The organism is Xanthomonas sp. NCPPB 1067 (genome assembly GCF_020783795.1).
Taxonomy (GTDB): domain Bacteria; phylum Pseudomonadota; class Gammaproteobacteria; order Xanthomonadales; family Xanthomonadaceae; genus Xanthomonas; species Xanthomonas melonis.
Window position 1 is genome coordinate 142296 of sequence record NZ_JAJGQG010000007.1, and the last position, 22959, is coordinate 165254.

The following is a 22959-nucleotide window of genomic DNA, read 5'->3' on the forward strand; positions in this document are numbered from 1 at the left end:
GTGAATTCTTCCCTTCAAGTGGAGTCATTTCGATGTCCTTGCAATCCGTTGCCGTCCTCGCTGCGCTGTTGTGTGCGGCCATGACCACCACCGCAGCCAGTGCAGCGCTGATCGGCGTGACCGCCATCCAGGCACGTCTGCTTGATCCGCAGGGCGGCATCGTGGTGGTTGCCCACCGCGGCTGCCATGCGCCCGCGCCAGCGCATGGCTTCGCCGATCCTGCACCGGAGAACTCGCTGGCCGCGCTGGAGCGCTGCATCGCGATCGGTGCCGACGTGATGGAAACCGATGTGCGCCGCGCCGCCGATGGCACGCTGGTAATGCTGCACGACGCCAGCGTGGACCGCACCACCGATGGCACTGGCAAGCTGTCCGAGCTGACCCTGGCCGACCTGCAGAAGCTGCGCCTGCGCAGCGACGAAGGCGGCGCGCAGGCACCGCTCACCGACCAGCGCGTGGTCACCCTGGAGCAGATGCTGGCCGCATCCAAGGGCCGCATCCTGCTCAACCTCGACGTCAAGGATGCGATCTACGTGCAGGTGGTCGATGCGGTGGCGCGCCTGGGCATGCAGCACCAGGTCATCGTGAAGGCAGAGGCCGGCATCGCCACGCCACCGCTGGCAGCAATGACACCATTCAACAGCGTGTATTTCTTTCCGATCCTGATCAACGCGCATGGCGCGGCCGATCTGGCGGCAATTGCCACCGCGCAGACCCGCAACGCACGCCCCATGGCGCTCGAATTGCCCCGGATGAGCGCAGCGCAACTGCCGGCGCTGGCAGCGGTGAGCAGGGCGCACAAGGTGCGCTTGATGGTCAACTCATTGTGGGAAGGCTTCATCGCCGGCTACGGCGGCGATGCCGATGCGGTGCGCGAGCCGGACAAGGTCTGGGGGCGCCTGTACCGCGATGGTGTGAGCATCATCCAGACCGATGCACCGGAAGCATTGCTGCGTTATCGCGCCACGCTGGAAAAACGCTGAGCGAATGAAAGGTGCCAGGAGCGCATCTGCCGACCGGCGCACGATCGCCCGATGCTGCGGTTGCGCGCCGTGGCCACCGTGCACGCATGCTGCCAAGGGACCACCGGTGTGGTGAACACGGCCATCCGCTCGAGCACAGGGACGCGGCTGCGAACGTTCGCCTGCACTGGCGGCGGACGGACCCCGATGCTTGCGCGCAGGGATGTTCGCATGTCTCTCGGGCTGCTGTGGCCGGCGGTGCTGTTCGCGCTGGCTGAAGACACCGTATTCCGTGGCTTCGGCTTCATGTTCGCCTGTCGCGCGCTCGCCTGGCCCCCCGGCATTGGTTGCCCTGGTGCGGGCGGTGGTGTTCGAGGACGTGCATTGGCTGGGGCAGGGGGCGACAGGGGTGAGGCGCTGCCGTTCAGCAGTGTCGATGCGCAGGACGGCGACACGAGCTGGCGTGGCTGGGTGCTGCCTGTCTTCGTTCAACGCCGCCTGGACGGTTTGCGGTGTCCGACTCGGCAGCCAACGGCTGGCTGGGGATGGCGCCGCGGCTGGCGACCGCATTCCTGGCAATCGGATTGCCGCGTGCGTTCGTCAGGCCTGCCCCGCTTGCGCGTGGCGCCTTACCGCTACCGGGCCGCATCCCTGGCGCCGTGGCTGACAAGCCAGCCAGAGCGCGCAGTACGACGCATCCGATCGCGCAGCAGTGGCCGAAACGCGTTTTGCCCTGCATGCTTTGCACGATGGACGAACACGCGCGGGTGCAGGCAGGGAGGGAGCGGACGCAGCCGCATGCGCCGGAGTCGGCCCGGGGCGATAGCCGCTGGCTGCGCTGGCTGCGCTGGCTGCGTTGGAGCGCCGCGGCGCTGCTCGCTGCGCTATTGATGCTGGACCTGGCCTTTCCACTGCCGCTGCCCAGGTCGCGCGACACGTCCACGCTGGTGGTCGCACGCAACGGCACGCCGCTGCGTGCGTTCGCCGATCGCAACGGGGTGTGGCGTTACCCGGCCAGTCCCCAGAGCGTATCGCCCTTGTATCTGCAGGCACTGCTCAACTACGAGGACCGCTGGTTCTGGCGCCACCCCGGTATCAATCCCTGGGGCCTGCTACGCGCCGGCGGGCAGTGGATCGGGCACGGCCGCATCGTTTCCGGCGGCTCCACCTTGACCATGCAGGTGGCGCGCATCCTTGATCCGCATACACGCACGCCCTGGGGCAAGGCCAGGCAGCTGTTGCGCGCCCTGCAGTTGGAAGCGCATCTGAGCAAGCGCGAGATTCTCACGCTGTATCTGGAACGCGCGCCCTACGGCGGCACCATCGAAGGCGTAGAGGCGGCCAGTTGGGCTTACCTGGGCAAACCGGCCAGGGCATTGTCGCAGGCCGAAGCGGCACTGCTGGCCGTATTGCCGCAGGCGCCGAGTCGCTTGCGGCCGGATCGGCACCCCGAGGCGGCGCAGCGTGCACGCGACAAGGTGCTCGACCGCATGGTGGAGCTGGGGGTGTGGTCGCGCGCGGAGGTGGACGATGCGCGCATCGAACCGGTGGTGACCCGTTCGCTCAAGCCGCCGTTGCATGCGGCCTTGCTGGCGCAACGCCTGCACAGTGCGCAGCCGCGCGCCGCGCGCATCGTCACCACGCTGGATGCGGAGCTGCAGCGCATGCTCGAAGAACGCGTGAGTACGTATTTTTCGCAATTGCCCGAACGCACCTCGGCTGCCTTGCTGGTGGTGGACAACGCCACGATGGAGGCACGTGCCTACGTGGGCTCGGTCAGCTTCGGCGATCGCAGGCGGCTGGGGCATGTGGACATGGTCCAGGCCTGGCGCTCGCCCGGCTCCACGCTCAAGCCGTTTCTGTACGGCATGGCTCTGGACGATGGTCTGATCCATTCGGAAAGCCTGTTGGTAGACGCGCCGCAGAGCTTTGGCGACTACCGGCCAGGCAATTTCGATGCTGCGTTCAATGGGCCGGTGAGCGCCGCTGCGGCGTTGCGACTGTCGTTGAACGTGCCGGCGGTGGATCTGCTCGACCGTATCGGCCCTGCGCGGTTCGCCGCACGGCTGTCCAACGCCGGGATCGCCTTGCACTTTCCTCGCGGTACGCCGCCCTCGCTGGCCTTGATCCTGGGGGGCACGGGTGCGCAGTTGCAGGAACTGGTCGGCGCCTTCGCCGCGCTCAACCGCGGCGGTATCGCCGGGCGTGTGCGCTACACGCCGGATGCAGCGCGGATCGACCGCCGGCTGATGTCGCCCGGTGCCGCCTGGATCGTACGCGAGATCCTGCAGAGCAACCCGCGCCCCGGCTATGGCAGCGGCACCTTCGATACCGCGACACGCCCGGGCGTGGCGTGGAAGACCGGTACCAGTTACGGCTATCGCGATGCCTGGGCGCTGGGCGGTACGCGGCGCTATACGGTGGGCGTGTGGGTGGGGCGGCCGGATGGCACGCCACTGCCCGGCCAATACGGTGCGGTGACCGCACTGCCGTTGATGTTCGAGGTCATCGACGCGTTGCCACGCAATGCCGGCGACAGTGTGCCGCCGCCGAGGCCCGCCACGGTGCAGGCACTGCAGATCTGCTGGCCGTTGGGTGGGGCCGCGGAACAGACTCCGCCGCCGCTGTGCGCGCGGCGGATGGAGGCCTACGCCCTGGAAGGCGCGGTGCCGCCGACATTCGCCGAACGCGACGCGCGGCTGTGGCAGAGCGGTCAATGGCGTTTCGAAGTGGACGCGCGCAGCGGCCAGCGGCTGTCGCAGGAATGCGAGCAGCCGCATCTGCGCGCGTCGCGTGTGCTGGCGCGCTGGCCCGCGCTGGCGTCGCCCTGGCTGAGCGCGGCAGAGCGCAATGCCACGCAACCGCCGCCGCTGGCGCCGGACTGTCGACCCGATGGGAACATGGTCGGCGCTGGCGTGCTGCGCATCGATGGGCTGAGCGACCGTGCCACGCTGGCGCGTGCCAACGACAGCGCCCGGCCGGTGCGCCTGCAGCTGCGCGCGCTGGGTAGCGAAGCGCGCATCGATTGGTTGCTGGACGGACGCTGGATCGCCCAGACTACCGGGCGCCAGGGATTTCAACGTGATTTTGCCGAGGTCGGCCAGCACACGCTCACCGCAATGGCCAGCGATGGCGCCTGGACACAGCTGCGCTTCCGCGTACTGCGCTGAGCAAGCGCTGACGCCGCATCGGCTTGGGAGCGCACGCGGGCGCGGCGGGGCATGACCAGAAAGGCAGGTCGTGTCCGGGGGTGTGCCTGCGAGGTGGAGCTGCCAGCTCGAGTGGAGAGCGCTGTGCGTGCAGATCGCCACGTCGCGAAAAAGCACAGGGCGCCTGCTGGCGCCCTGTCCTGCCGGATCGTGCAACCGAATGACTGCATCGGCGCAAGCGCGCCGATGCAGTGCACTCACTCGCCGATCCAGCCTTCCAGCATGTCGGCGAATTCGTCGGCGTGTTCTTCTTCCTGCGCGAGGATGCCTTCCAGGATGCGCTTGGTGGTGGTGTCCTTGTCGCCGATGAAGTCGATCATCTCGCGATAGCTGTCGATGGCGATACGCTCGGCGATCAGGTTTTCCTTGACCATGTCGCGCAGGTCGCTGCCTTCCTTGTACTCGGCGTGCGAGCGCTTGGTCAGCGTATCGGGGTTGAGATCCGGTTCGCCGCCCAGCTGCACGATGCGCTCGGCGAGTTTGTGCGCGTGTTCCTGCTCCTGCTGCGCATGCTCCAGGAACTCGCCCTTCACCGCGTCGGCGAGCATGCCCTTGGCCATGAAGTAATGGCGGTAGTAGCGCAGCGTGCACACGTATTCGGTGGCGAGCGCGGTATTGAGCAGCGCGATCACTTTCTGGCGATCGGCATGGTAGCTCTCGGTGATGGCACCATCTTCGATGCTCTGACGTGCGCGGGCGCGCAGGGTGGCGGTATCGGTGATACCGGTAGTGGTGGTGGCTGGCTGATCAGACATGGCTGGCCGTTTTCCTCTTCAGTGGGCGGGGGACGCAATACGTCAGTGGGGCAGGTGCTGCAGCACGTAGTCGGCTGCAGACACCTTGAACTCTCCGGGTTCTTCGACGAACAAGGCCTTGACGACGCCGTCTTCGGCATACAGTGCATAACGACGCGAGCGCAGACCCATGCCTGAGCCGCTGGCGTCGATTTCCAGACCCAGTGCGCGAGCCAGCTCCGCATTGCCGTCTGGCAGCAGGTGCAGGCCTTCGGGAATCAGCTGGCTGCGGCCCCAGGCCTGCAGCACGAACGGGTCGTTGACGGCAGTGCACAGGACGTCGATGCCGCGTTTGCGGAAGGCCTCGAAATGTTCCACGTAGCCCGGCAAGTGCTTGGCCGAACAGGTGGGCGTGAACGCGCCAGGGACCGCGAACAGCAGCACTTTGCGGCCGGCGAACAAGGTATGCGTGTCCACGGCTTCGAGGCCATCGCGCAGGTGCTTGAGGACCACTTCGGGAATGCTGTCACCAACGGCGATGGTCATGCGGGCGGTCTCCTGTGGCTGAACGGAGTCTAGAAAGGCGCAGGGGAAAAGCGCGTCAACGCGCTTGAAATCGGCAAGTGCACGCCTATCTGACGCACATGGCCGGTGCAGCGGCACACGCTACAGCCGCCGGCCCCTCACCCAACCTTTTGGAGGCTTGCAATGAATATCGTTCGCTATCCCCAGTGGCCCACCCACGCGCTGCAAAACGAGATCAAGCACGTGTTCGATCGCTTCTTCGAACAGAACGGCGAGACCGACGAGTCGGCCGTGGTCACCGCACAGTGGGTGCCGCGTGTGGACATCAAGGAAGAGCCCAACCACTTCGTGTTGTATGCCGACCTGCCGGGTATCGACCCGGGCGAGATCGAGGTGCAGATGGACAAGGGCATTCTCTCGATCAAGGGCGAGCGCAAGGGCGAATCCAGCGCCGAAACCGAACGCTTCTCGCGCATCGAGCGCCGCTACGGCAGCTTCCATCGCCGCTTCGCATTGCCCGACAGCGCCGATCCCGATGGCATCACCGCGGCCGGCCACAATGGCGTGCTGGAGATCCGCATTCCCAAGCGTCCGGCGGCAACGCCGCGTCGTATTCAGGTCGGTAACGGACAGGACGGCAACGGCCGGGTGCAGTAATAGCGGCTGGACGCGTGTGCAGCGCCAGGCAGGCGCGGCTGAGGCCCCAAGTGGGAATGCGTCAGACGTACGCTCCGGTTCCGGGCAGGCTCTCCGCACCTGTCGGCAGGGGCTCGCGACGTACCCTCAGTCGCTCCGAAGGCATGAGCGTGGCGGGTTGGTCGAGGCCGGCCGGGGTCGGCGTCGGCTGGAGCTGCGCGATCCGGCACGCGCCTGTCACGCTGCAAGGCAAGACCTGGAACGAAGCCGGCGGTTTTGTTCCCCGGCGACGGCCGCGCCGTAGAATAGGCGCGGTCGCCCGCCCGGCTGCGAATGGATCGGTTGGCATCTTCAGTTGCGTCAGCGCCAGGTGGCGCGGTCGGTTTCCGAATCGGCGGGGCGGTACGTCCCGGCGAAGCTCGCCCGCCGCGCAGCATGGCCGTCGCAACGAAGTGCCGACCCATCGAACCGGCTCGTGGCCCTGGCTGCGGGCCGTTTTTTTTCCAGAGGTGATTAGATGGAATTCAAGGATTACTACGCAACGCTGGGTGTGGAGCCCAGTGCGGGCGATGCCGAGATCAAGACCGCGTATCGCCGGCTTGCGCGCAAGTATCACCCCGACGTCAGCAAGGAAGCCGGCGCCGAGGACAAGTTCAAGGCGATCAACGAAGCCTACGAGGCGCTGCGCGACCCGGCCAAGCGCAAGGCCTACGATCAGTTGAAGGCGCAGGGCTATCGCCCGGGTGACGAGTTCCAGGCCCCGCCGGGGTACGGCGGTGGCCAGGGCTTCGATTTCGAGGAAGTGTTCGGCAATGGCGGCGCCGGCGGCGGCTTCAGCGATTTCTTCGAAAGCCTGTTCGCCGGCCAGCGCGGCGGGCGTGCGCGCGGGCCGGGTGCGGGTGCAGGTGCCGGGGCGCCGCCGCGCGGCGACACCCGCGCCAAGCTGGCCGTGCCGCTGGAAGCGGTGTATTCCGGCGACAGCGTGCGTATCACCATCAACGGCAAGCAGCTGGACGTACGCGTGCCCAAGGGCGTGCAGCCTGGCCAGGTGATCCGGCTGAGCGGGCAGGGCAATGGTGGCGGCAACCTGCTGCTGGAGATCGAATATGCCGCGCATCCGCACTTCGAGGTGGACGGGCGCAATATTCTCTACACCCTGCAGGTCATGCCGTGGCAGGCGGCGCTGGGCACTACCATCAGCGTGCCGACGCTGGGCGGTTCGGTGGAGCTGAAGGTGCCTGCCGACTCGGACGCCGGCCGCAAGCTGCGCCTGCGGGGCCGCGGCCTGCCGGGTGCCACGCCGGGCGACCAGATCGTGGAGCTCGAGGTGCTGGCTCCGGCGCCGACCGACGATGCGCAGAAGAAGGCCTATCGCAACCTGGCCAAGGCGTTCGGCGAGACGGTGTGAGTTTCCCCGTGAGGGGCATTGGGCCTTGCGCCTGCAAGAGAAGGGTTGGGGTGGGACTGCGGTGAGCCAGCGGCATCGCCCGGCCAACGTCGTGCTTCCCCCGCCTGCGGGGGAAGGTGCCCGAAGGGCGGATGGGGGTGGCAGTCACGTGGTGTTCCCGCAAACACCAACAGCACCCTCATCCGGCGCTGCGCGCCACCTTCTCCCGCACGCGGGAGAAGCTGATCGGCTGTCAGCGCTCGCGCGCGTTGGAGAAGATGATCGGTTGTCAGTGTTCCCCCGCACGCGGGAGACGGTGATCGGTTGTCAGTGCGCGGGGAAGAAGGCGATAGGTTGCCGGCGCTGCAGCATCGTCCGGCCAACGCCATCCTTCCCCCGCCTGCGGGGGAAGGTGCCCGGAGGGCAGATGGGGGCAGCAGTCGCGTGATGTTCCCGCAAACACCAACAGCACCCTCATCCGGCGCTGCGCGCCACCTTCTCCCGCACGCGGGAGAAGATGATTGGTTGTCAGCGCTCGCGCGCGTTGGAGAAGATGATCGGTTGTCAGTGTTCCCCCGCACGCGGGAGACGGTGATCGGTTGTCAGTGCGCGGGGAAGAAGGCGATAGGTTGCCGGCGCTGCAGCATCGTCCGGCCAACGCCATCCTTCCCCCGCCTGCGGGGGAAGGTGCCCGGAGGGCAGATGGGGGCAGCAGTCGCGTGATGTTCCCGCAAACACCAACAGCACCCTCATCCGGCGCTGCGCGCCACCTTCTCCCGCACGCGGGAGAAGATGATCGCCGTTTGTCAGTGCTCGCGCGCGCTGGAGAAGATGATCGGTTGTCAGTGTTCCCCCGCACGCGGGAGACGGTGATCGGTTGTCAGTGCGCGCGGGAGAAGGCGATGGGTTGCCAGCGCTGCAGTATCGTCCGGCCAACGCCGTCCTTCCCCCGCCTGCGGGGGAAGGTGCCCGAAGGGCGGATGGGGGCAGCAGTCGCGTGATATTCCCGCAAACACCAACAGCACCCTCATCCGGCGCTGCGCGCCACCTTCTCCCGCACGCGGGAGAAGCTGATCGGTCGTCAGTGTTCGCGCGCACTGGAGAAGATGATCGGTTGTCAGTGTTCCCCTGCACGCCGGAGACGGTGATCGGTTTTCAGTGCGCGCGGAAGAAGACGATAGGTTGCCAGCGCCGCAGCATCGCCCCAGCCAACGCCATCCTTCCCCCGCCTGCGGGGGAAGGTGCCCGGAGGGCGGATGGGGGCAGCAGGCGCGTGATGTTCCCGCAAATGTGACTGTCGCGGCACCAACCACACCCTCATCCGGCGCCGCGCGCCACCTCCCGGTGAGAGAAGCCATCGACGCCGCGGTCCGTCGATGGCTGCGTTGAATCCAGCCTGGTCCTATCCGATGTCTTAACTCCTGCAGTCCTGTGCAAGGCGAATGGGGCGCGTCAGTCCATTGCATGTCGCACGACGTGCCAGGCAGTTGGCCCTGCCCACCTACCGAAAGCGCAGCCGGCGCACTACACTCGCCGCACACTAGGGGAAACACATGGCACGCATTCTGATCGTCGACGACTCGCCGTCGCAGCTGCTGGGAATTCAGCGCATCGTCGAGAAGCTGGGACACGAAACCATCACCGCCACCGACGGCGCCGCTGGCGTGGAAGCGGCCAAGGCGTCGCTGCCGGATCTGGTGCTGATGGACGTGGTCATGCCCAATCTCAACGGCTTCCAGGCTACGCGCACGCTCAAGCGCGAGCCCTCCACCCAGCACATTCCGGTGATCCTGGTCACCACCAAGGACCAGGACACCGACCGCATGTGGGGCATGCGACAGGGCGCGCGTGCCTACATCACCAAACCGTTCTCCGAAGACGAGTTGCTGGAAGTGATGGAGCGGGTCTTCAACCAGAAGGACGAGCCGCCTGCGGCCTGATCTACGCGGCCACACCGAAGCAGGACAAGAAAGGATCTTCGACAGCAGGCGCGACGCGTCAGCGGCCGGCGGCGACCGGAACCGGCCCGGAGGCTCGGGCAGCCATGGCAGCGGCGCGCGGCATGGATCGTAAGCAAGCGGCGCCCAGCCCTGCCGGAGAAGGCCGGGATGCGGGCAGGGGATCGCCACCTCGTTACCGTCGTTCTCACGCTGGCATTGGTCAGGCGGGTCTCGCACTGGCACTGAGAGCCTGCGTAACGTCCTCCGGTTATCGCGCGACTCGGCTGCATCCGCGCCCCTGGCCTGGAGCGCCTGACCGAATGCAGCCAGGCAGGTCGCCATCCGATCGACGCACTTGCTGCTGCACCGCGGCTGCTTTCGCCCCGGCCAGCTCTGGCGAACCGATCCTCCGCCGGCTAAACCGCCAATGCACCGATCCGGGCCTTTCAAAACGGCCGGTCCGCCCCATCTAGTAGAATCGACGAATCACACAACACGGCGGCACTGCGGGACTGGCCCGCACAGCCCCTCGATCACGGAGCGTGCATGGCCTGGAACACACCCGGCAACAAGGGCGGAGATGGCCCAGACCCCAACCGTCGCAGGTCCTGGGGGCCGCGCGGAGGCGGCAATGGCGGTGGCTGGGGCAATCTGCCCGCGCCGCTGAAGGAGCTGTTCGATGGCGGCGTGGGCCGCTGGATCCTGGTCGCGGTGGCGCTGATGGTGCTGTTCTCCAGCTTCCAGCTCATCGGCGAGCAGCAGCGTGGTGTGGTGCTGCGCTTCGGCCAGTTCTCGCGCATCCTGCAGCCCGGCCCGAACTTCAAGCTGCCCTGGCCGATCGAGTCGGTGCGCAAGGTCAATGCCACCGAGATCAAGACCTTCAGTAACCAGGTGCCGGTGCTGACGCGCGACGAGAACATCGTCAACGTCTCGCTCAATGTGCAGTACCAGATCAACGACCCGCGCAAGTATCTGTTCGGCTCGCGCAATGCCGAGCTGGTGCTGGAGCAGGCCGCACAGAGCGCAGTGCGCGAGCAGGTGGGCCGGTCCGATCTCAATACCGTGCTCAACAATCGCGGCCCGCTGGCCATTGCCTCCAAAGACCGGCTGCAGGCGGCGCTGGATGCCTACAACACCGGCCTGTCGGTGACCGGCGTGACCCTGCCGGACGCCCGTCCGCCGGAAGAAGTGAAGCCGGCCTTCGACGAGGTCAACGGTGCCCAGCAGGTGCGCGAGCGCCTGATCAACGAAGCCCAGGCCTATGCGGCCAAGGTGGTGCCCGAAGCGCGCGGCCAGGGTGCACGCACCCGCACCGGCGCCGAAGGCTACAAGCAGGCGGTGATCTCCAGGGCCGAGGGCGATGCCGACCGCTTTACCCTATTGCAGGAGCAGTACGCTGGCGCCCCGGAGGTCACCCGCAAGCGGTTGTGGCTGGAAACCGTGCAGAAGGTGCTGGCGGAGAACCGCAAGGTGATCGGCAGCGATGGTCGCCAGGTTATTTACGTGCCGATGCCGGCCGATGCCGGCAAGCCATCCACCAGTGGCGGCAACAGCGGTGGGATGCCGTCGATGGTGCCGCAGGACGTGCTGCTCAATCCGCCGCAAGGCAACAACGGCGAAGCCATCCGCAATCCGGAACGCGGCCCGCGCCCGACCGGCCGTGAGGGAACCGAGTAATGAAGAATTCGCTAGTCATCGGCCTGATCATCGCCGTGCTGCTGACCCTGATGGGCTCGGTATTCGTGGTGCGCGAAGACCAGACCGCCATGGTGCTCAACCTGGGCCGCGTGGTGCGTGCCGACCTCAAGCCCGGCCTGCACTTCAAGATTCCGATGGTGGAATCGGTGCGCGTGTTCGATCGCCGCTTCCAGGTGCTGGACACCGCCCCGGCGCGCTACTTCACCGCCGAACAGAAAGACGTGAGCGTGGACTTCTTCGCCATCGGCTACATCTCCGATGTGCGGGCGTTCTACCGTGCCACCGGTGGTGAGGAGTCGGTGGCCAATTCACGGCTGGCCCCGATCATCACCGACTCGCTGCGCAACCAGATCAATTCGCGCACCTTGCAGCAACTGGTCTCCGGCGACCGCAGCGAACTGATCGCCAACCAGCTCAAGGGCATCAACGGCGCCATCAAGGGCTTGGGCATGCAGATCACCGACCTGCGCATCAAGCAGATCGACCTGCCCACCGACAGCCAGGTGATCACCGACGTCTACGAGCGCATGCGCGCCCAGCGCAAGCAGGAGGCCAGCAAGCTGCGCGCCGAAGGCGAAGAGCAGGCGCTGACCATCCGTGCGCAGGCCGACCGCGAAAGCACGGTGATCAGGGCCGACGCCGAGCGCGATGCGCAGAAGTTGCGCGGCGAGGGCGATGCCCAGGCGGCACGCATCTATGGTCAGGCCGGTTCCAAGGATCCAGCGTTCTATGCGTTCTACCGCAGCCTGGAGGCGTATCGCGAGTCGATGGCCGACGGCAATGGCGTGGTGGTGCTCGACAAGAACGACCCATTCCTGCAATACCTCAAGAGCGATCGCTGACGCGCGCTGCTTGAAGGGAAAGAACGCCCGCGCAATGCGGGCGTTTTTCATGTGCGCTCGCGGCCGAACGCGCATGCGGCCTGCGCGTTGCGATCTCTCACCTTTCCTAGGCATGGGGAGTCTTGCGCAGGAGCGCACCCGTGCGCGACCTGCCTTCCCGGCAATGCCTCGTCGCGCCCGCGCGGGGAGCGTGTCGGGAGACGGATCCGGGCACACTACAGCTCCGTCCCCATGTCGCATTGCCCATGCATGATCTGCTGACCGCCCTGTGCCTGATCTTCGTCATCGAAGGACTGCTGCTGTTCACCATGCCGATCGCCTGGAAACGCATGATCGACCAACTGTTCAGCCTGCCGATCTCGCAGGTACGCGCCATTGGCGCAGTGACCCTGGTGCTGGCCGCTACCGCGCTGTGGATCGTGCGCCACTGAGCCGTGTGTGGCGTCGTATCGGAACCGGACTCGTTGGCGCCCAGGCGTTGCGGGTCAGGGTTCGGACCATGCAGGCCGCCGACCGGCCCGACCAGCCGGCTTGCCGTCCAGCCTGACCAGCCACTCAGCCTCACAAACCGCCCAGTCACCCCGTCGACCTCAGCTGGACCAACTGCCAGGGGGTAGTGCAGGCCACCGGAAACCCGGATAATGCACAAAAGCCGGCCGGGCACGCTCCTCCAGAGCACCCCGTCCGGCTTTTTCCGTGTCAGGGCTGGTCGCCGCTGCAACGCTCCCCGATGGAGCCGCGCGCACGGTGGCGCCGTCGGCCCCGAACCGGTCCCATCCCGCGGCCCCGATGGCCGCAGCAAAACTCAGGAGTCCACCCGTCATGGGTCAGTCAGTTGTCGTGCTCGGTGCCCAGTGGGGCGATGAAGGCAAAGGCAAGATCGTCGATCTGCTCACCGAAGAGATCGGTGCCGTCGTCCGTTTCCAGGGCGGCCACAACGCCGGCCATACCCTGGTCATCAATGGTAAGAAGACCGTCCTGCACCTGATTCCCTCCGGCATCCTGCGCGAAGACGCGCTGTGCCTGATCGGCAATGGCGTGGTGATTTCCCCGGCCGCGCTGATCAAGGAGATCAGCGAGCTGGAAGGTGCCGGCGTGGAAGTGCGCTCGCGCCTGAAGATCAGCCCGGCCGCGCCGCTGATCATGCCCTACCACATCGCCCTGGATCAGGCGCGCGAGAAGGCCGCCGGCGGCAAGGCCATCGGCACCACCGGCCGCGGTATCGGCCCGGCCTACGAAGACAAGGTCGCGCGCCGCGGTATCCGCATCGCCGACCTGCATTACCCGCCGCAGCTGGAAGAACTGTTGCGCACCGCGCTGGACTACCACAACTTCGTGCTGACCAAGTACCTGGGCGTGGACGCGGTGGACTTCCAGAAGACTTACGACGAAGCGCTGGCCTTCGGCGAGTACGTGCAGCCGATGAAGTCCGACGTGGCCGGCATCCTTCACGACCTGCGCAAGCAGGGCAAGCGCGTGCTGTTCGAAGGCGCGCAGGGTGCGCTGCTGGATATCGACCACGGCACCTATCCGTACGTCACCAGCTCCAACACCACCGTGGGCGGCGCACTGGCCGGCACCGGCGTGGGCGCGCAGGACATCGACTACGTGCTGGGCATCGCCAAGGCTTATGCCACCCGCGTCGGCGGCGGCCCGTTCCCGACCGAGCTGGACGACGAGATCGGCCAGGGTATCCGCGACCGCGGTGCCGAGTACGGCGCGTCCACCGGCCGCCCGCGCCGCTGCGGCTGGATGGACATCGTCGCACTCAAGCGTGCGGTCGCCATCAACGGCATCTCCGGCCTGTGCATCACCAAGCTCGACGTGCTCGACGGCATGGAAAAGCTCAAGGTCTGCATCGCCTACGAATACCGCGGCAAGCGCACCGAATACGCCCCGCTGGACGCGCAGGGCTGGGAAGAGTGCACCCCGGTGTATCTGGAATTCCCCGGCTGGAGCGAGAACACCCACGGCATCACCGTGTGGGAGGAGCTGCCGCCCGCCGCCCGCGCTTACCTGCGTGCGCTGGAGGAACTGGCCGGCTGCCCGATCAGCATCGTCTCCACCGGCCCGGATCGCGACCACACCATGGTGCTGCAGGATCCGTTCGCCTGATCGGCTGACGCGGTAGAGTATGGTCCAACGGCCCGGCATGTCCGGGCCGTTGGCGTTTGAGCATTGCTGAGCATTGGCATGACTTTCGGCGGTGCATGCGGATGAGTCTGCAGTGGATCATGGGCGGATCGGGTGCCTGCGCCCTCCTGTCGAGAATGACCAATGCGTCTTCCCCTGGTGACCGCCATCGCGTTGGCGCTGGCAAGTCCTGCACTGACCGGCTCCGTCAACGCCGCCGAGCCTGCGCCTGCCACGGCGGCACCGGCTGCCGCGGCCGTCACCACCCAGCTGCCGCGCACCGCCAGGCCCAGCCACTACGCCATCGAGATCACTCCGCACGCCGAGGCGCTGCGCTTCGACGGCAAGGTCAGCATCGATGTGGACGTGCTGGTGCCCACCGATGCCATCGTGCTGCAGGCCGCGGACCTGCGCTTCGGCAAGGTCACGCTGGCCGCGGCAGGCCGCGCACCGGTGGCGGCCAAGGTCACCACCGATGCCGATACGCAAACTGCCCGCATCAGCACCGGCGCAGCGCTGGCACCTGGCAAGTACGTGCTGACCATGGACTACAGCGGCACGATCGGTACCCAGGCCAACGGCCTGTTCGCGCTTGACTACCCCACCGCGCAGGGCACTCGCCGCGCGCTGTTCACCCAGTTCGAAAACTCCGACGCGCGCCGTTTCGTGCCGGCATGGGACGAACCCAACTTCAAGGCCACCTTCGATCTGGTCGTCAACGCACCGGCCGGGCAGATGGCGGTGAGCAATATGCCGGTCGCCTCGTCCACGCCGGCCGCCGACGGCCGTACCCGGATCGTGTTCCAGACCTCGCCGAAGATGTCCACCTATCTGCTGTTCGTCAGCATGGGCGAGTTCGAGCGCGCCACCGTCACTGCCGACAACGGCACCGAGATCGGCGTGATCGCACAGAAGGGCAAGGTGGATCAGGCGCAGTTCGCGTTGCAGTCCGGCCGCGATGTCCTGCACGAATACAACGCCTACTTCGGCATTCCCTATCCCTTGCCCAAGCTGGACAACGTCGCCGCACCGGGGCGCAGCCAGTTCTTCGGTGCGATGGAAAACTGGGGCGCGATCTTCACCTTCGAGCGCTTCCTGCTGCTGGACCCGGCAGTGTCCACCGTCAGCGACAAGCAGGAGGTGTTCACCATCGCCGCGCACGAAATCGCCCATCAGTGGTTCGGCAATCTGGTGACCATGGCGTGGTGGGACGACCTGTGGCTCAACGAAGGTTTCGCCAACTGGATGGAGGCGCGCACCACCGCCAAGCTGCATCCGGAGTGGGACATCGACAAGACCGGCCCGGCCTACAAGAGCCGCGGCGCGATGGCACTCGATGCCTATGCCACCACCCACCCGGTAGTGCAGCACGTGGCCACCGTGGAGCAGGCCAGCCAGGCGTTCGACACCATCACCTACGACAAGGGCGAGGCGGTGATCAGCATGCTGGAGGACTATGTCGGCTCGGACAATTGGCGCACCGGCGTGCGCCAGTACCTGCGGCAGCATCAATACGGCAATGCGGTCACAGGCCAGTTGTGGCAGCAGATCGACAAGGTCGCACCCGGCAAGCGTTTCCTCGACATCGCCCACGACTTCACCCGGCAACCGGGCGTGCCGCTGATCAAGGCCAGCACCCGCTGCGATGCCGGCACCACTACGCTGACGCTGGAGCAGGGCGAGTACACGCTCGATCGGCCGAACAAACAACCGCTGGCGTGGCGCGTGCCGGTCACCGTGCGCGATGGCGCCGGCAAGACGCAACGCGTGCTGGTGGACCACAGCGCGCAGCTCTCACTGCCAGGCTGCGATGGGCCGGTGCTGGTCAATGCGGGCCAGAAAGGCTACTACCGCACGCTGTATGCGCCCGCGCAGTTCAAGGCGCTGAGCGCCGGTTTGTCGAAGCTGCCGGTGGTGGACCAACTGGGCATCCTGCTGGACACCAGTGCGCTGGCGAAGGTCGGGCTGCAGCCGGATGCGGATCTGCTCGACCTCACGGCCAACCTGCCGGCGGATGCCGCGCCGGACCTGTGGCAGATCGTCTCCGGCACGTTCGTGGGTCTGGACGCTCTGTTCGAGAACAGTCCAGCCGACCGCACCGCCTGGCGCAGCTACGCGGTGGCGCGGCTGGCGCCGGTGTTCGCCCGCTATGGCTGGGACGATCGCGATGGCGACTCGGCCCAGGTCAAGCAACTGCGCGCGCAACTGATCACCGACCTGAGTGAACTGGACGACCCGGCGGTGATTGCCGAAGCGCAGCGCCGCTTCGCAGTCTTCCAGGCCAAGCCCGCCGCGTTGTCGCCGGAGCTGCGCAGCACCGTGCTCGGCATCGTCGCCCAACATGCCGACGCCGCTACCTGGCAGACGCTGCAGGCAATGGCGCGAAAGGAAACCTCCGCGATGGTGCGCGATGAGTACTACCTCTATCTGGCACATGCAAAGGATCCGGCGCTGGCGCAACGCGCCCTGGCGCTGGCCCTCACCAGCGAGCCGGGAGCGACCAATGCCGCCAGCATGATCCGTGCGGTGGCCGGGGAACACCCGGAGCTGGCGTTCGATTTCGCCGTCGCCCATCGCAGCCAGGTCGACACGCTGGTCGACACCACCTCGCGTGCGCGCTACTACCCCGGCCTGGCGGATGGCTCGTTCGACCTCAAGACCGTCGACAAAATCAAGGCGTTTGCGGACAAGTACATCGCCCCCACCTCGCGCCGCGAGGCGGAAACCGCGATCGGCAGCATCCAGACGCGGGTCCGGCTGCGTGACCAGCGTGTGCCGCAGATCAAGGCATGGTTGCGGGAGCGTAACGGCTAGGCGTTTGGTTGCACGCCAGGCGTGGTTGCTGCGCGTCGATCAGTGGCGCGCATCGCGACCCTGAAGAAAGGACAGCGGCCTTGCGACTTCCCCGAGGAGCAATCCCCCGGGGCATGCGGCCGCGTTGTCCGAGCCTGTGCGTCAACGCCCGGCGTCCCACTTATCCCATGCGTAGTGCGGCACTCTCACGCTGCCGGTTGTCCATCTCCTGCTGCTGGCTCTGCGCCAACGCCTGCTGGCGATCGGTCGTGGCGACTTCCAGCTGTTGCAGCGACTTTTCCACCGGCGTTTGTACGGCGACATCGGTCGGCATGTGGGCGCGCAGGTGCGCCGGGTCGTTCAACTCGCCCTGCACCACAAACACGGTGCGGCCGGCCGGGCTGTCGGCAGTTTGCTTGCTCAACACCACGTGGTCGGCCCGGTCCAGATTGTTCTGACGGGCCAGGGTCATCACGCTGGCGATGAGGCGCTCGCTGTTCTCGCCCGGTGTGAGCCCGGCCTGTGCATTGATCGCGCTCACACCCGCGCGAACCTGCTGCAGCAGTGCGTAGTCGCGGTGATCAGGGCCGATATCTGCGAGCTTGGTAGGCGCCTGCATTCGATCGGGAAGGCCATCGACCGATGCCGTGAACGGGCTGCGCGTAATCGAACGGTACGGATCGTCTTCATGGAACTGCGTGGCTTTCTGCTGCCGCTCCAGGCGGACGGCGCGGGCATCGTCGAGTTCGGCAATACGGGCAGGCCTGGTTTCTTCGCGCATGGAAAGATGCCCGCCGCCTGCACTGACGTTCACCCATTTGCCGTCCTGTTCGAAGTACATCGCGTAGAAGCTGTTGCTGCCGATGACATTGGGATCGACGGCGGAGCGGCCTTCCAACATCTGGATCGCCTCGGTGGTGCCCAGCTTGGCCAGGTACTGGCTGCCGGCCGCCATGCCCATCTGCGCAAAGGTCTCGTAGCCCGTGTTGCCGATGCGGGTGGCGCCGGCGTACCCGTTGTCGAGCATGTTGGTCCAGATCTGTTCCAGCTTCTGGGGGCCGCTTTTTTCCAATGCTGCTTGCAGAAGTACGCGGGGTGTCCAGCAGTTGGGGTCGAGCTGGTGCTGCTCGAATGCGCGGTCGTGCGCGAGCATGACGGAGGCGCCCGGCAGGTTCAGTGCCAGATCTGGGCGATCTTTACGGAACCAGCTTTGCCTAAGCTCAAGATCCTTTATGAGTAGTGTCTGTCCGAAATCTTCCCACTGCCGCTCGGTCAGGTGAGCATTGGGAAAACGCGAGCCATTATCGCGTTGCGACCTGGCGTAGTCCTGCGCATAACTGTTGGCCACCTGGCCGGGCAAGCTGTCATTCCGCACTACGCCCAGCGCCAGCGTTCCGTATCCGTCTGCACCATTTAGTTGCGACAGGTAGTTCCAATACAGCTCGCGGTTGCCTCTGTCCGCGTAGTTGGAAAGGATTCTAAGATCGTTCTCGGTCATTCCACTCATTTTTCACTCCTTGTCAATGGTCCGGTCACCTGACCTTGGTTCGGGTAAGTACGTCCTTTACCGCGTACTCCATGCGCTTCCAGTCCTTCAGAAAGGCCCGGTAGTAGTGAAGCGTGATGGATAGCTTGTTCTCGACATCGACAAGGTAGTGAGTGCAATCGGCAACAACCGAGCTTTCCTCGTCAACTACCTGGTCGCCCTCAAGCCGTATGCCATCAGTGCGAAACTTGGCGCTGTCGCATTTGATAAACGTCGTTAGATTGCCGCCAGCATCGCGCGCGACATACCAGTCATATTCAAGCGCAGGGTTGCGCGCAGGAGGCTCGCCGTAGCGGGCTTCGTACGCTTTGACGTACGTGGCCATTTTCTCCTCATCGATGGCATAGGGAATCAATCCGAGCGTTTCAGGCTGTGCAATCCGGAGATCGAGCCTCTCCGCAGGATTACCTCGTTCGACCCAATCAGCCTTGGTGAGTGCTTCGTTCGACGAATAGCGTCCAAGCAATGCCTCAATCGGGACCCGGTCAACGTAGTCGATCGCTGCATGGATCTCCTTCCTGAAATCATTCGTACGCGGGTTGGCCCGTGCCCCGGGCGGGGTGGGGGTCATGTTTGGCCACTCGATGACCAGCGTCACGCCTTCGCCCGGCCATGGTGCGATCTGGCTGTCCAGATAGTTGGCGGGGATGCGGAAGGTGTTCGGCCCCAGCTTTACATCGACCGGAGCGTCCGAATAGGTGTGCCCGTTGATGGTGCGGCCGGTGGTGACGGTGCCTGACATGGGAGAAGTCCTTTTTTGTTCGGGTGATGGTGTCCGTGCACACGCGCTGCCGGTGACAGCCACCGCGAGTGCAAGGGCCAGGCACCGGCCGGATGACATCAAGTGCATTGGTCAATCCATTGCAGGGTTCGTCGGCAACTATAGGCAACTCAGGATCAACGCGACAGCAAGGGCCCGGCCAGCGATTGCCTTTGCCATGCGCCGCATGCCATGGAAAATGCGACCACGCGTTGACAGCAGGAGATGCGGGCGGACCAGAAGGCTGGCCTTGCAACAGCAGCTCGCCATGTATGTTGACGGAAGGCCTTTACCGCGATTCGTCGCGCTACATGTCGAGCCGCAGTGCCCTCAATGCAGACGTCGCCGCGTCATGCCCCAAACGCACCATCGATCGTATGCATCGCCCCGGTGACAAAGCTCGCTTCCGGGCCCGCCAGCCAGGCCACCATGCCGGCCACTTCGTCGGCGCGGCCGTGGCGTTTGATCGCCATGAAGCTGTGCATCAGGTCTTTCATCGGCCCGTTTTCCGGGTTGGCATCGGTATCGATCGGGCCCGGTTGCACCACGTTGATGGTGATGCCACGCGGCCCGAAGTCGCGGGCCAGCCCGCGCGCCAGCCCTTGCAGCGCGGATTTGCTCAGCGCGTAGGACGCCATGCCGGGCAGCGGCATGCGGTCGCCGTTGACCGAGCCGATCACGATGATGCGCCCGCCGGGCGGCATCTGCCGAGCGGCCTCCACGGAGGCGTGGTAGGGCGCGTGCACGTTGATGCGGAACAGCCGGTCTACCGCGTCCGGATCCTGGTCCAGCGCATCGCCGAACAAGGCGATGCCGGAGTTGACCACCAGCACATCCAGCGGCCCGCTGCGGCGCACCGTGTCGATGACCGCATCGCGGTCGGCGCTGTCGGCCAGCACCGCGGTGCTGCCGGTGTCACCGGCCAGGCGATGCGCCGCCTCGGCAGAGCCGGCATAGGTAAACGTCACCCGCGCGCCCTCGGCCACGAAGCGCCGCACGATGGCGGCCCCAATCCCCCGGCTGCCACCGAGCACCAATACCGACTTGTCTTTGAACGCTGACATGCACCACCTCGCAATTAATGTAGCGAGCAATACATAATAGATTTCGCCTGCCGTCAAGAGTTTTGTAACTATGACTACAGAAATCTCCCGGGCCCGTGGCCGGCCACGGGCGTTCGACCCGGACCAAGCGGTCGCCACTGCGCAGCAGCTATTTCATGCGCGTGGCTACGACGCACTGAGCGTGGCCGACCTCACCCAGGCGCTGGGCATCAACCCGCCCAGTTTCTACGCCGCCTTCGGCAGCAAGGCCGGCCTGTATGCGCGCATCCTCGACCGCTACGCGCAGACCGGGGCCATCCCGTTGCCACAGATCCTGGACACCGCCCGCCCGCTGGCCGACGCGCTGGCCGACGTACTGGAGCAGGCCGCGCGCTGCTACGCCGCAGACCCTGCCGCCACCGGCTGCCTGGTGCTGGAAGGCACGCGCAGCAACGACGCGCAGGCGCGCGAGGCCGCCTGCGGCTTTCATGTCGCCGCCCAGGAGTTGATCCGCTCCCACATCGCCAAGCAGTGCCCGCACGACGCAGACCGGCTGGCCGATTTCGTCAGCACCACCATGGCCGGCCTGTCCGCCAGCGCCCGGCATGGGCAGAGCCTGGAGCGCCTGCTGGCGAGTGCGCGGTTGGCGGGGGAGGCGCTTCGGGTGGCGCTGCGGGGAATTGGGTGAGCATGTCTGGCTTTCGCCGTTGAGCGGTAGGCCCTCGTTTAGTCAGAGCGCTTAGCGAAGACTGCTTGCAAAAACAGCTCGCTCGCTGGATATTCCATATTCCGGAATATGGAATAAGGCGGGCTCTGCTGTGGAACTGAAGCCCCAGGATCTAGTGGTGCTGTACAAGCAGGTCGCCCAGGCGGGCCAGGTCTTGACGTATGCATCCCTTGGAGAAGCGCTGGGCATGAGCCCTTCTCAGGTGCATCGCAGCGTCAAGCGCGCGGTGGCATCCGGCTTGGCGCTGGAAAAAAGCCGCGGCGAGTGGGAGACGGTACGCACGGCGCTGCATGAATTTGCGGTCCACGGCGTGCGCTATGCCTTCCCCGCCGTGATCGGGCCGCTAAGGCGTGGCATTCCTACGGCCTTCGGCGTGCCCCCACTGTCCATTGCCATTTCCAGCTCCCCAGGGGATGCACCGGTATGGCCAAGCGCGCAGGGCACGGCCAAAGGCCCGAGCTTGTCGCCGTTGTCGGCAGGTGCGCCCAACGCTGCGCTGGCCGACCCTGCCTTGCACCAACTGCTGGCGCTGCAGGACGCCCTACGCAGCGGGCGTGCCCGCGAGCGCACGCTGGCAGCGCGCTATCTCAAGCAACTGCTGGGGCTTGGCGATGCGCTCTGAAGATCCTAATTTGCCGCATCTGCTGGTGATTACGGATGCGCTGGGCGAACTTTGCGAACACGTGGTCTTCCTCGGCGGAGCAGTCGTTGGCCTGCTGGTGTCGGATCCATTGGCGGAAGGCGTCCGCGCCACCTATGACGTCGATGCGGTGGTCAATCTTGATTGGTCCCGGTTCCGGTATCGAGGCGCGTGTGGAGTCGCAGGGCTTTGCGCGCGAGATGCGCAGCGGTGTCGTCTGCCGCTGGGTACACGAAGCGTCGGGCGTCCTCTTCGACCTGATGCAGGTGGATGCCGGCGTGCTTGGCTTCTCCAACCGCTGGTACGCCCATGCTGTAGAGACGGCCCAAGTGGTGGCCTTGAGCGATCGCCTGTCCATCCGCTTGGTGACAGCGACAGCATTCGTGGCGACCAAGCTCGAAGCCTTAGCTACCCGAGGCAACAGCGACTTCCTTTCCAGTCACGACCTGGAGGACGTCCTCAATGTCGTCGATGGCCGGGCCGAGCTGGTGGAAGAGTTTGCCGTGGAGCATGCAGATCTTCGGCATTGGGTTGCCGACGTGTTCAAGGGGCTAGTGGATAACCCGGCGTTTGTGAACGCGTTGCCGGGATTGGTCGCCGAACCGGAGCGCGCAGGCGTCGTGCTTCAGCGCCTACGCACCATTGCGCCAGCGTAGCTGCGACATCGTCGGCTTAGGTCTGCAAAGAAACCTTGAAGCACCGGCGCTCGCTTGCGATGATGCATCGCAATTGCAACGCACTGGGTCTGCCATGAAATCCGCATCTCTTCCATCGCTCCGGGTAGACCCGGCGCTGCGCGAAGCGGCCGAGGCCGTGTTGCAGGAGGGTGAGACGCTGTCCAGCTTCGTCGAGCACTCCGTGCGCGCCCAGGTGCAGCAGCGTCAGCAGCAGGAAGCCTTCATTGCACGCGGGCTGGCCTCGCGTGACAGCGCCAAGGCGCCTTACCGGTATATCGACGCGAAAGATGTGCTGGCCGGGCTGCAGTTCCAACTGGACCAGGCGCGCAAGGGCTAAGCCAGCGTGGGATGTTTTGTCCGCTTCACTCAGCAAGCGCGCGACGAGCTCGCGCGCCTTTACGACTGGCTGCTACAGCGTGCCGAAGGCGACCTCACCGTGGCCGAGCGTGTGCTGCAGGCCATCGGCGATGGCGTCACAGTGCTTGAACTGTCCCCGTGGAGCTGCCGCAAGGCAGGGTTGGCGGACCCCTTTTTGCGTGAGCTGGTAATCGGCTTCGGTGCCAGCGGCTATGTGCTGCTCTTCGAGGTTGAAAGCGATCAGGTCGTCACCGTTTTGGCAGTCAGGCATCAGCGTGAAGACGACTATCAATAGGGCGGCGCTAGTGCTTGCATTGCGCCGCGCGAAAGAGCGAGAGAAAACTCCCGCA

19 protein-coding genes and 1 pseudogene are annotated in these 22959 nt (G+C 65.8%); 15 read left to right on the forward strand and 5 right to left on the reverse strand.

Going from position 1 to position 22959, the window contains the following annotated elements:
- Positions 1–32: 32 nt before the first annotated feature.
- Both LL962_RS08200 and pbpC read left to right on the forward strand, forming a co-directional pair.
- Entirely contained in the window at positions 33–983 is a 951-nt protein-coding gene (locus LL962_RS08200) for a glycerophosphodiester phosphodiesterase family protein (RefSeq protein WP_228316534.1), read from the forward strand.
- A 728-nt stretch (positions 984–1711) separates the two neighbouring features.
- Positions 1712–4132, forward strand: a complete 2421-nt coding sequence (pbpC, locus tag LL962_RS08205) for a penicillin-binding protein 1C (protein WP_228316535.1) — start codon at positions 1712–1714, stop codon at positions 4130–4132.
- 236 nt (positions 4133–4368) lie between these two features.
- Here the strand turns inward: pbpC and LL962_RS08210 are convergent, their stop codons facing one another.
- Positions 4369–4926: a ferritin-like domain-containing protein gene (locus tag LL962_RS08210; RefSeq protein WP_104584454.1), complete on the reverse strand. Its 558-nt coding sequence runs from the start codon at positions 4924–4926 to the stop codon at positions 4369–4371.
- A 42-nt stretch (positions 4927–4968) separates the two neighbouring features.
- Positions 4969–5451 carry a peroxiredoxin gene (locus LL962_RS08215; RefSeq protein WP_228316536.1) on the reverse strand — a complete coding sequence of 161 codons (483 nt, stop codon included), beginning with the start codon at positions 5449–5451 and terminating at the stop codon, positions 4969–4971.
- Positions 5452–5613: 162 nt separating this feature from the next.
- Between LL962_RS08215 and LL962_RS08220 the strand changes: the two genes are divergently transcribed.
- The 8 genes from LL962_RS08220 (at position 5614) to LL962_RS08255 (ending at position 16880) form a co-directional block, all read left to right on the forward strand.
- Positions 5614–6087 carry an Hsp20/alpha crystallin family protein gene (locus tag LL962_RS08220; protein WP_104584450.1) on the forward strand — a complete coding sequence of 158 codons (474 nt, stop codon included), beginning with the start codon at positions 5614–5616 and terminating at the stop codon, positions 6085–6087.
- Between the two features lie 496 nt (positions 6088–6583).
- A complete protein-coding gene (locus tag LL962_RS08225; RefSeq protein ID WP_228316537.1) occupies positions 6584–7474 on the forward strand; it encodes a DnaJ C-terminal domain-containing protein in 891 nt (296 codons plus the stop codon).
- A gap of 1532 nt (positions 7475–9006) precedes the next feature.
- Positions 9007–9393: a twitching motility response regulator PilH gene (pilH, locus tag LL962_RS08230; RefSeq protein WP_104584446.1), complete on the forward strand. Its 387-nt coding sequence runs from the start codon at positions 9007–9009 to the stop codon at positions 9391–9393.
- A 546-nt stretch (positions 9394–9939) separates the two neighbouring features.
- The gene (gene hflK / locus LL962_RS08235; protein WP_104584444.1) at positions 9940–11070 is read left to right on the forward strand and encodes an FtsH protease activity modulator HflK; all 1131 of its coding nucleotides are present in this window, start codon (positions 9940–9942) and stop codon (positions 11068–11070) included.
- On the forward strand, positions 11070–11933 hold the full coding sequence (hflC, locus tag LL962_RS08240) for a protease modulator HflC (protein ID WP_228316538.1): 864 nt from the start codon (positions 11070–11072) through the stop codon (positions 11931–11933). The genes hflK and hflC overlap by 1 nt, the downstream gene beginning before the upstream one ends.
- A gap of 245 nt (positions 11934–12178) precedes the next feature.
- Positions 12179–12364: a DUF2065 domain-containing protein gene (locus LL962_RS08245; RefSeq protein ID WP_228316539.1), complete on the forward strand. Its 186-nt coding sequence runs from the start codon at positions 12179–12181 to the stop codon at positions 12362–12364.
- 391 nt (positions 12365–12755) lie between these two features.
- Positions 12756–14048, forward strand: coding sequence for an adenylosuccinate synthase (locus LL962_RS08250; RefSeq protein WP_228316540.1), 1293 nt, complete (start codon positions 12756–12758; stop codon positions 14046–14048).
- A gap of 162 nt (positions 14049–14210) precedes the next feature.
- Positions 14211–16880: a M1 family metallopeptidase gene (locus LL962_RS08255; protein WP_228316541.1), complete on the forward strand. Its 2670-nt coding sequence runs from the start codon at positions 14211–14213 to the stop codon at positions 16878–16880.
- Between the two features lie 160 nt (positions 16881–17040).
- Here LL962_RS08255 and LL962_RS08260 read toward each other — a convergent pair whose 3' ends face one another.
- The 3 genes from LL962_RS08260 to bdcA form a co-directional block, all read right to left on the reverse strand.
- A complete protein-coding gene (locus tag LL962_RS08260) occupies positions 17041–18366 on the reverse strand; it encodes a Smlt3024 family type IV secretion system effector (protein ID WP_228316542.1) in 1326 nt (441 codons plus the stop codon).
- A gap of 25 nt (positions 18367–18391) precedes the next feature.
- Positions 18392–19255 (reverse strand): Smlt3025 familytype IV secretion system inhibitor, encoded by an 864-nt coding sequence (locus LL962_RS08265; protein ID WP_228316543.1) that lies wholly within the window; start codon positions 19253–19255, stop codon positions 18392–18394.
- 260 nt (positions 19256–19515) lie between these two features.
- On the reverse strand, positions 19516–20229 hold the full coding sequence (bdcA, locus tag LL962_RS08270; protein ID WP_104584432.1) for an SDR family oxidoreductase: 714 nt from the start codon (positions 20227–20229) through the stop codon (positions 19516–19518).
- Between the two features lie 70 nt (positions 20230–20299).
- Here bdcA and LL962_RS08275 point away from each other — a divergent pair, with 70 nt between their 5' ends.
- The 5 genes and pseudogenes from LL962_RS08275 (at position 20300) to LL962_RS08295 (ending at position 22904) form a co-directional block, all read left to right on the forward strand.
- Positions 20300–20896: a TetR/AcrR family transcriptional regulator gene (locus LL962_RS08275; protein ID WP_228316544.1), complete on the forward strand. Its 597-nt coding sequence runs from the start codon at positions 20300–20302 to the stop codon at positions 20894–20896.
- Positions 20897–21026: 130 nt separating this feature from the next.
- Positions 21027–21557 (forward strand): winged helix-turn-helix domain-containing protein, encoded by a 531-nt coding sequence (locus LL962_RS08280; protein WP_228316545.1) that lies wholly within the window; start codon positions 21027–21029, stop codon positions 21555–21557.
- Positions 21547–22231: pseudogene (locus LL962_RS20970) on the forward strand (hypothetical protein). Before LL962_RS08280 ends, LL962_RS20970 begins: the two are co-directional and overlap by 11 nt.
- A 94-nt stretch (positions 22232–22325) precedes the next feature.
- Positions 22326–22589, forward strand: coding sequence for a YlcI/YnfO family protein (locus LL962_RS08290; protein ID WP_228316546.1), 264 nt, complete (start codon positions 22326–22328; stop codon positions 22587–22589).
- 6 nt (positions 22590–22595) lie between these two features.
- Complete coding sequence (locus LL962_RS08295) at positions 22596–22904, forward strand: type II toxin-antitoxin system RelE/ParE family toxin (protein WP_228316547.1); 309 nt, start codon at positions 22596–22598, stop codon at positions 22902–22904.
- Positions 22905–22959 lie beyond the last annotated feature (55 nt).

Excerpts from the sequence above, each read along its gene's own strand:
- LL962_RS08200 (WP_228316534.1), top strand. The coding sequence starts at position 33 with ATGTCCTTGCAATCCGTTGCCGTCCTCGCTGCGCTGTTGTGTGCGGCC.
- pbpC (WP_228316535.1), top strand. The coding sequence starts at position 1,712 with ATGGACGAACACGCGCGGGTGCAGGCAGGGAGGGAGCGGACGCAGCCG.
- LL962_RS08210 (WP_104584454.1), bottom strand. The coding sequence starts at position 4,926 with ATGTCTGATCAGCCAGCCACCACCACTACCGGTATCACCGATACCGCC.
- LL962_RS08215 (WP_228316536.1), bottom strand. The coding sequence starts at position 5,451 with ATGACCATCGCCGTTGGTGACAGCATTCCCGAAGTGGTCCTCAAGCAC.
- LL962_RS08220 (WP_104584450.1), top strand. The coding sequence starts at position 5,614 with ATGAATATCGTTCGCTATCCCCAGTGGCCCACCCACGCGCTGCAAAAC.
- LL962_RS08225 (WP_228316537.1), top strand. The coding sequence starts at position 6,584 with ATGGAATTCAAGGATTACTACGCAACGCTGGGTGTGGAGCCCAGTGCG.
- pilH (WP_104584446.1), top strand. The coding sequence starts at position 9,007 with ATGGCACGCATTCTGATCGTCGACGACTCGCCGTCGCAGCTGCTGGGA.
- hflK (WP_104584444.1), top strand. The coding sequence starts at position 9,940 with ATGGCCTGGAACACACCCGGCAACAAGGGCGGAGATGGCCCAGACCCC.
- hflC (WP_228316538.1), top strand. The coding sequence starts at position 11,070 with ATGAAGAATTCGCTAGTCATCGGCCTGATCATCGCCGTGCTGCTGACC.
- LL962_RS08245 (WP_228316539.1), top strand. The coding sequence starts at position 12,179 with ATGCATGATCTGCTGACCGCCCTGTGCCTGATCTTCGTCATCGAAGGA.
- LL962_RS08250 (WP_228316540.1), top strand. The coding sequence starts at position 12,756 with ATGGGTCAGTCAGTTGTCGTGCTCGGTGCCCAGTGGGGCGATGAAGGC.
- LL962_RS08255 (WP_228316541.1), top strand. The coding sequence starts at position 14,211 with ATGCGTCTTCCCCTGGTGACCGCCATCGCGTTGGCGCTGGCAAGTCCT.
- LL962_RS08260 (WP_228316542.1), bottom strand. The coding sequence starts at position 18,366 with ATGAGTGGAATGACCGAGAACGATCTTAGAATCCTTTCCAACTACGCG.
- LL962_RS08265 (WP_228316543.1), bottom strand. The coding sequence starts at position 19,255 with ATGCACTTGATGTCATCCGGCCGGTGCCTGGCCCTTGCACTCGCGGTG.
- bdcA (WP_104584432.1), bottom strand. The coding sequence starts at position 20,229 with ATGTCAGCGTTCAAAGACAAGTCGGTATTGGTGCTCGGTGGCAGCCGG.
- LL962_RS08275 (WP_228316544.1), top strand. The coding sequence starts at position 20,300 with ATGACTACAGAAATCTCCCGGGCCCGTGGCCGGCCACGGGCGTTCGAC.
- LL962_RS08290 (WP_228316546.1), top strand. The coding sequence starts at position 22,326 with ATGAAATCCGCATCTCTTCCATCGCTCCGGGTAGACCCGGCGCTGCGC.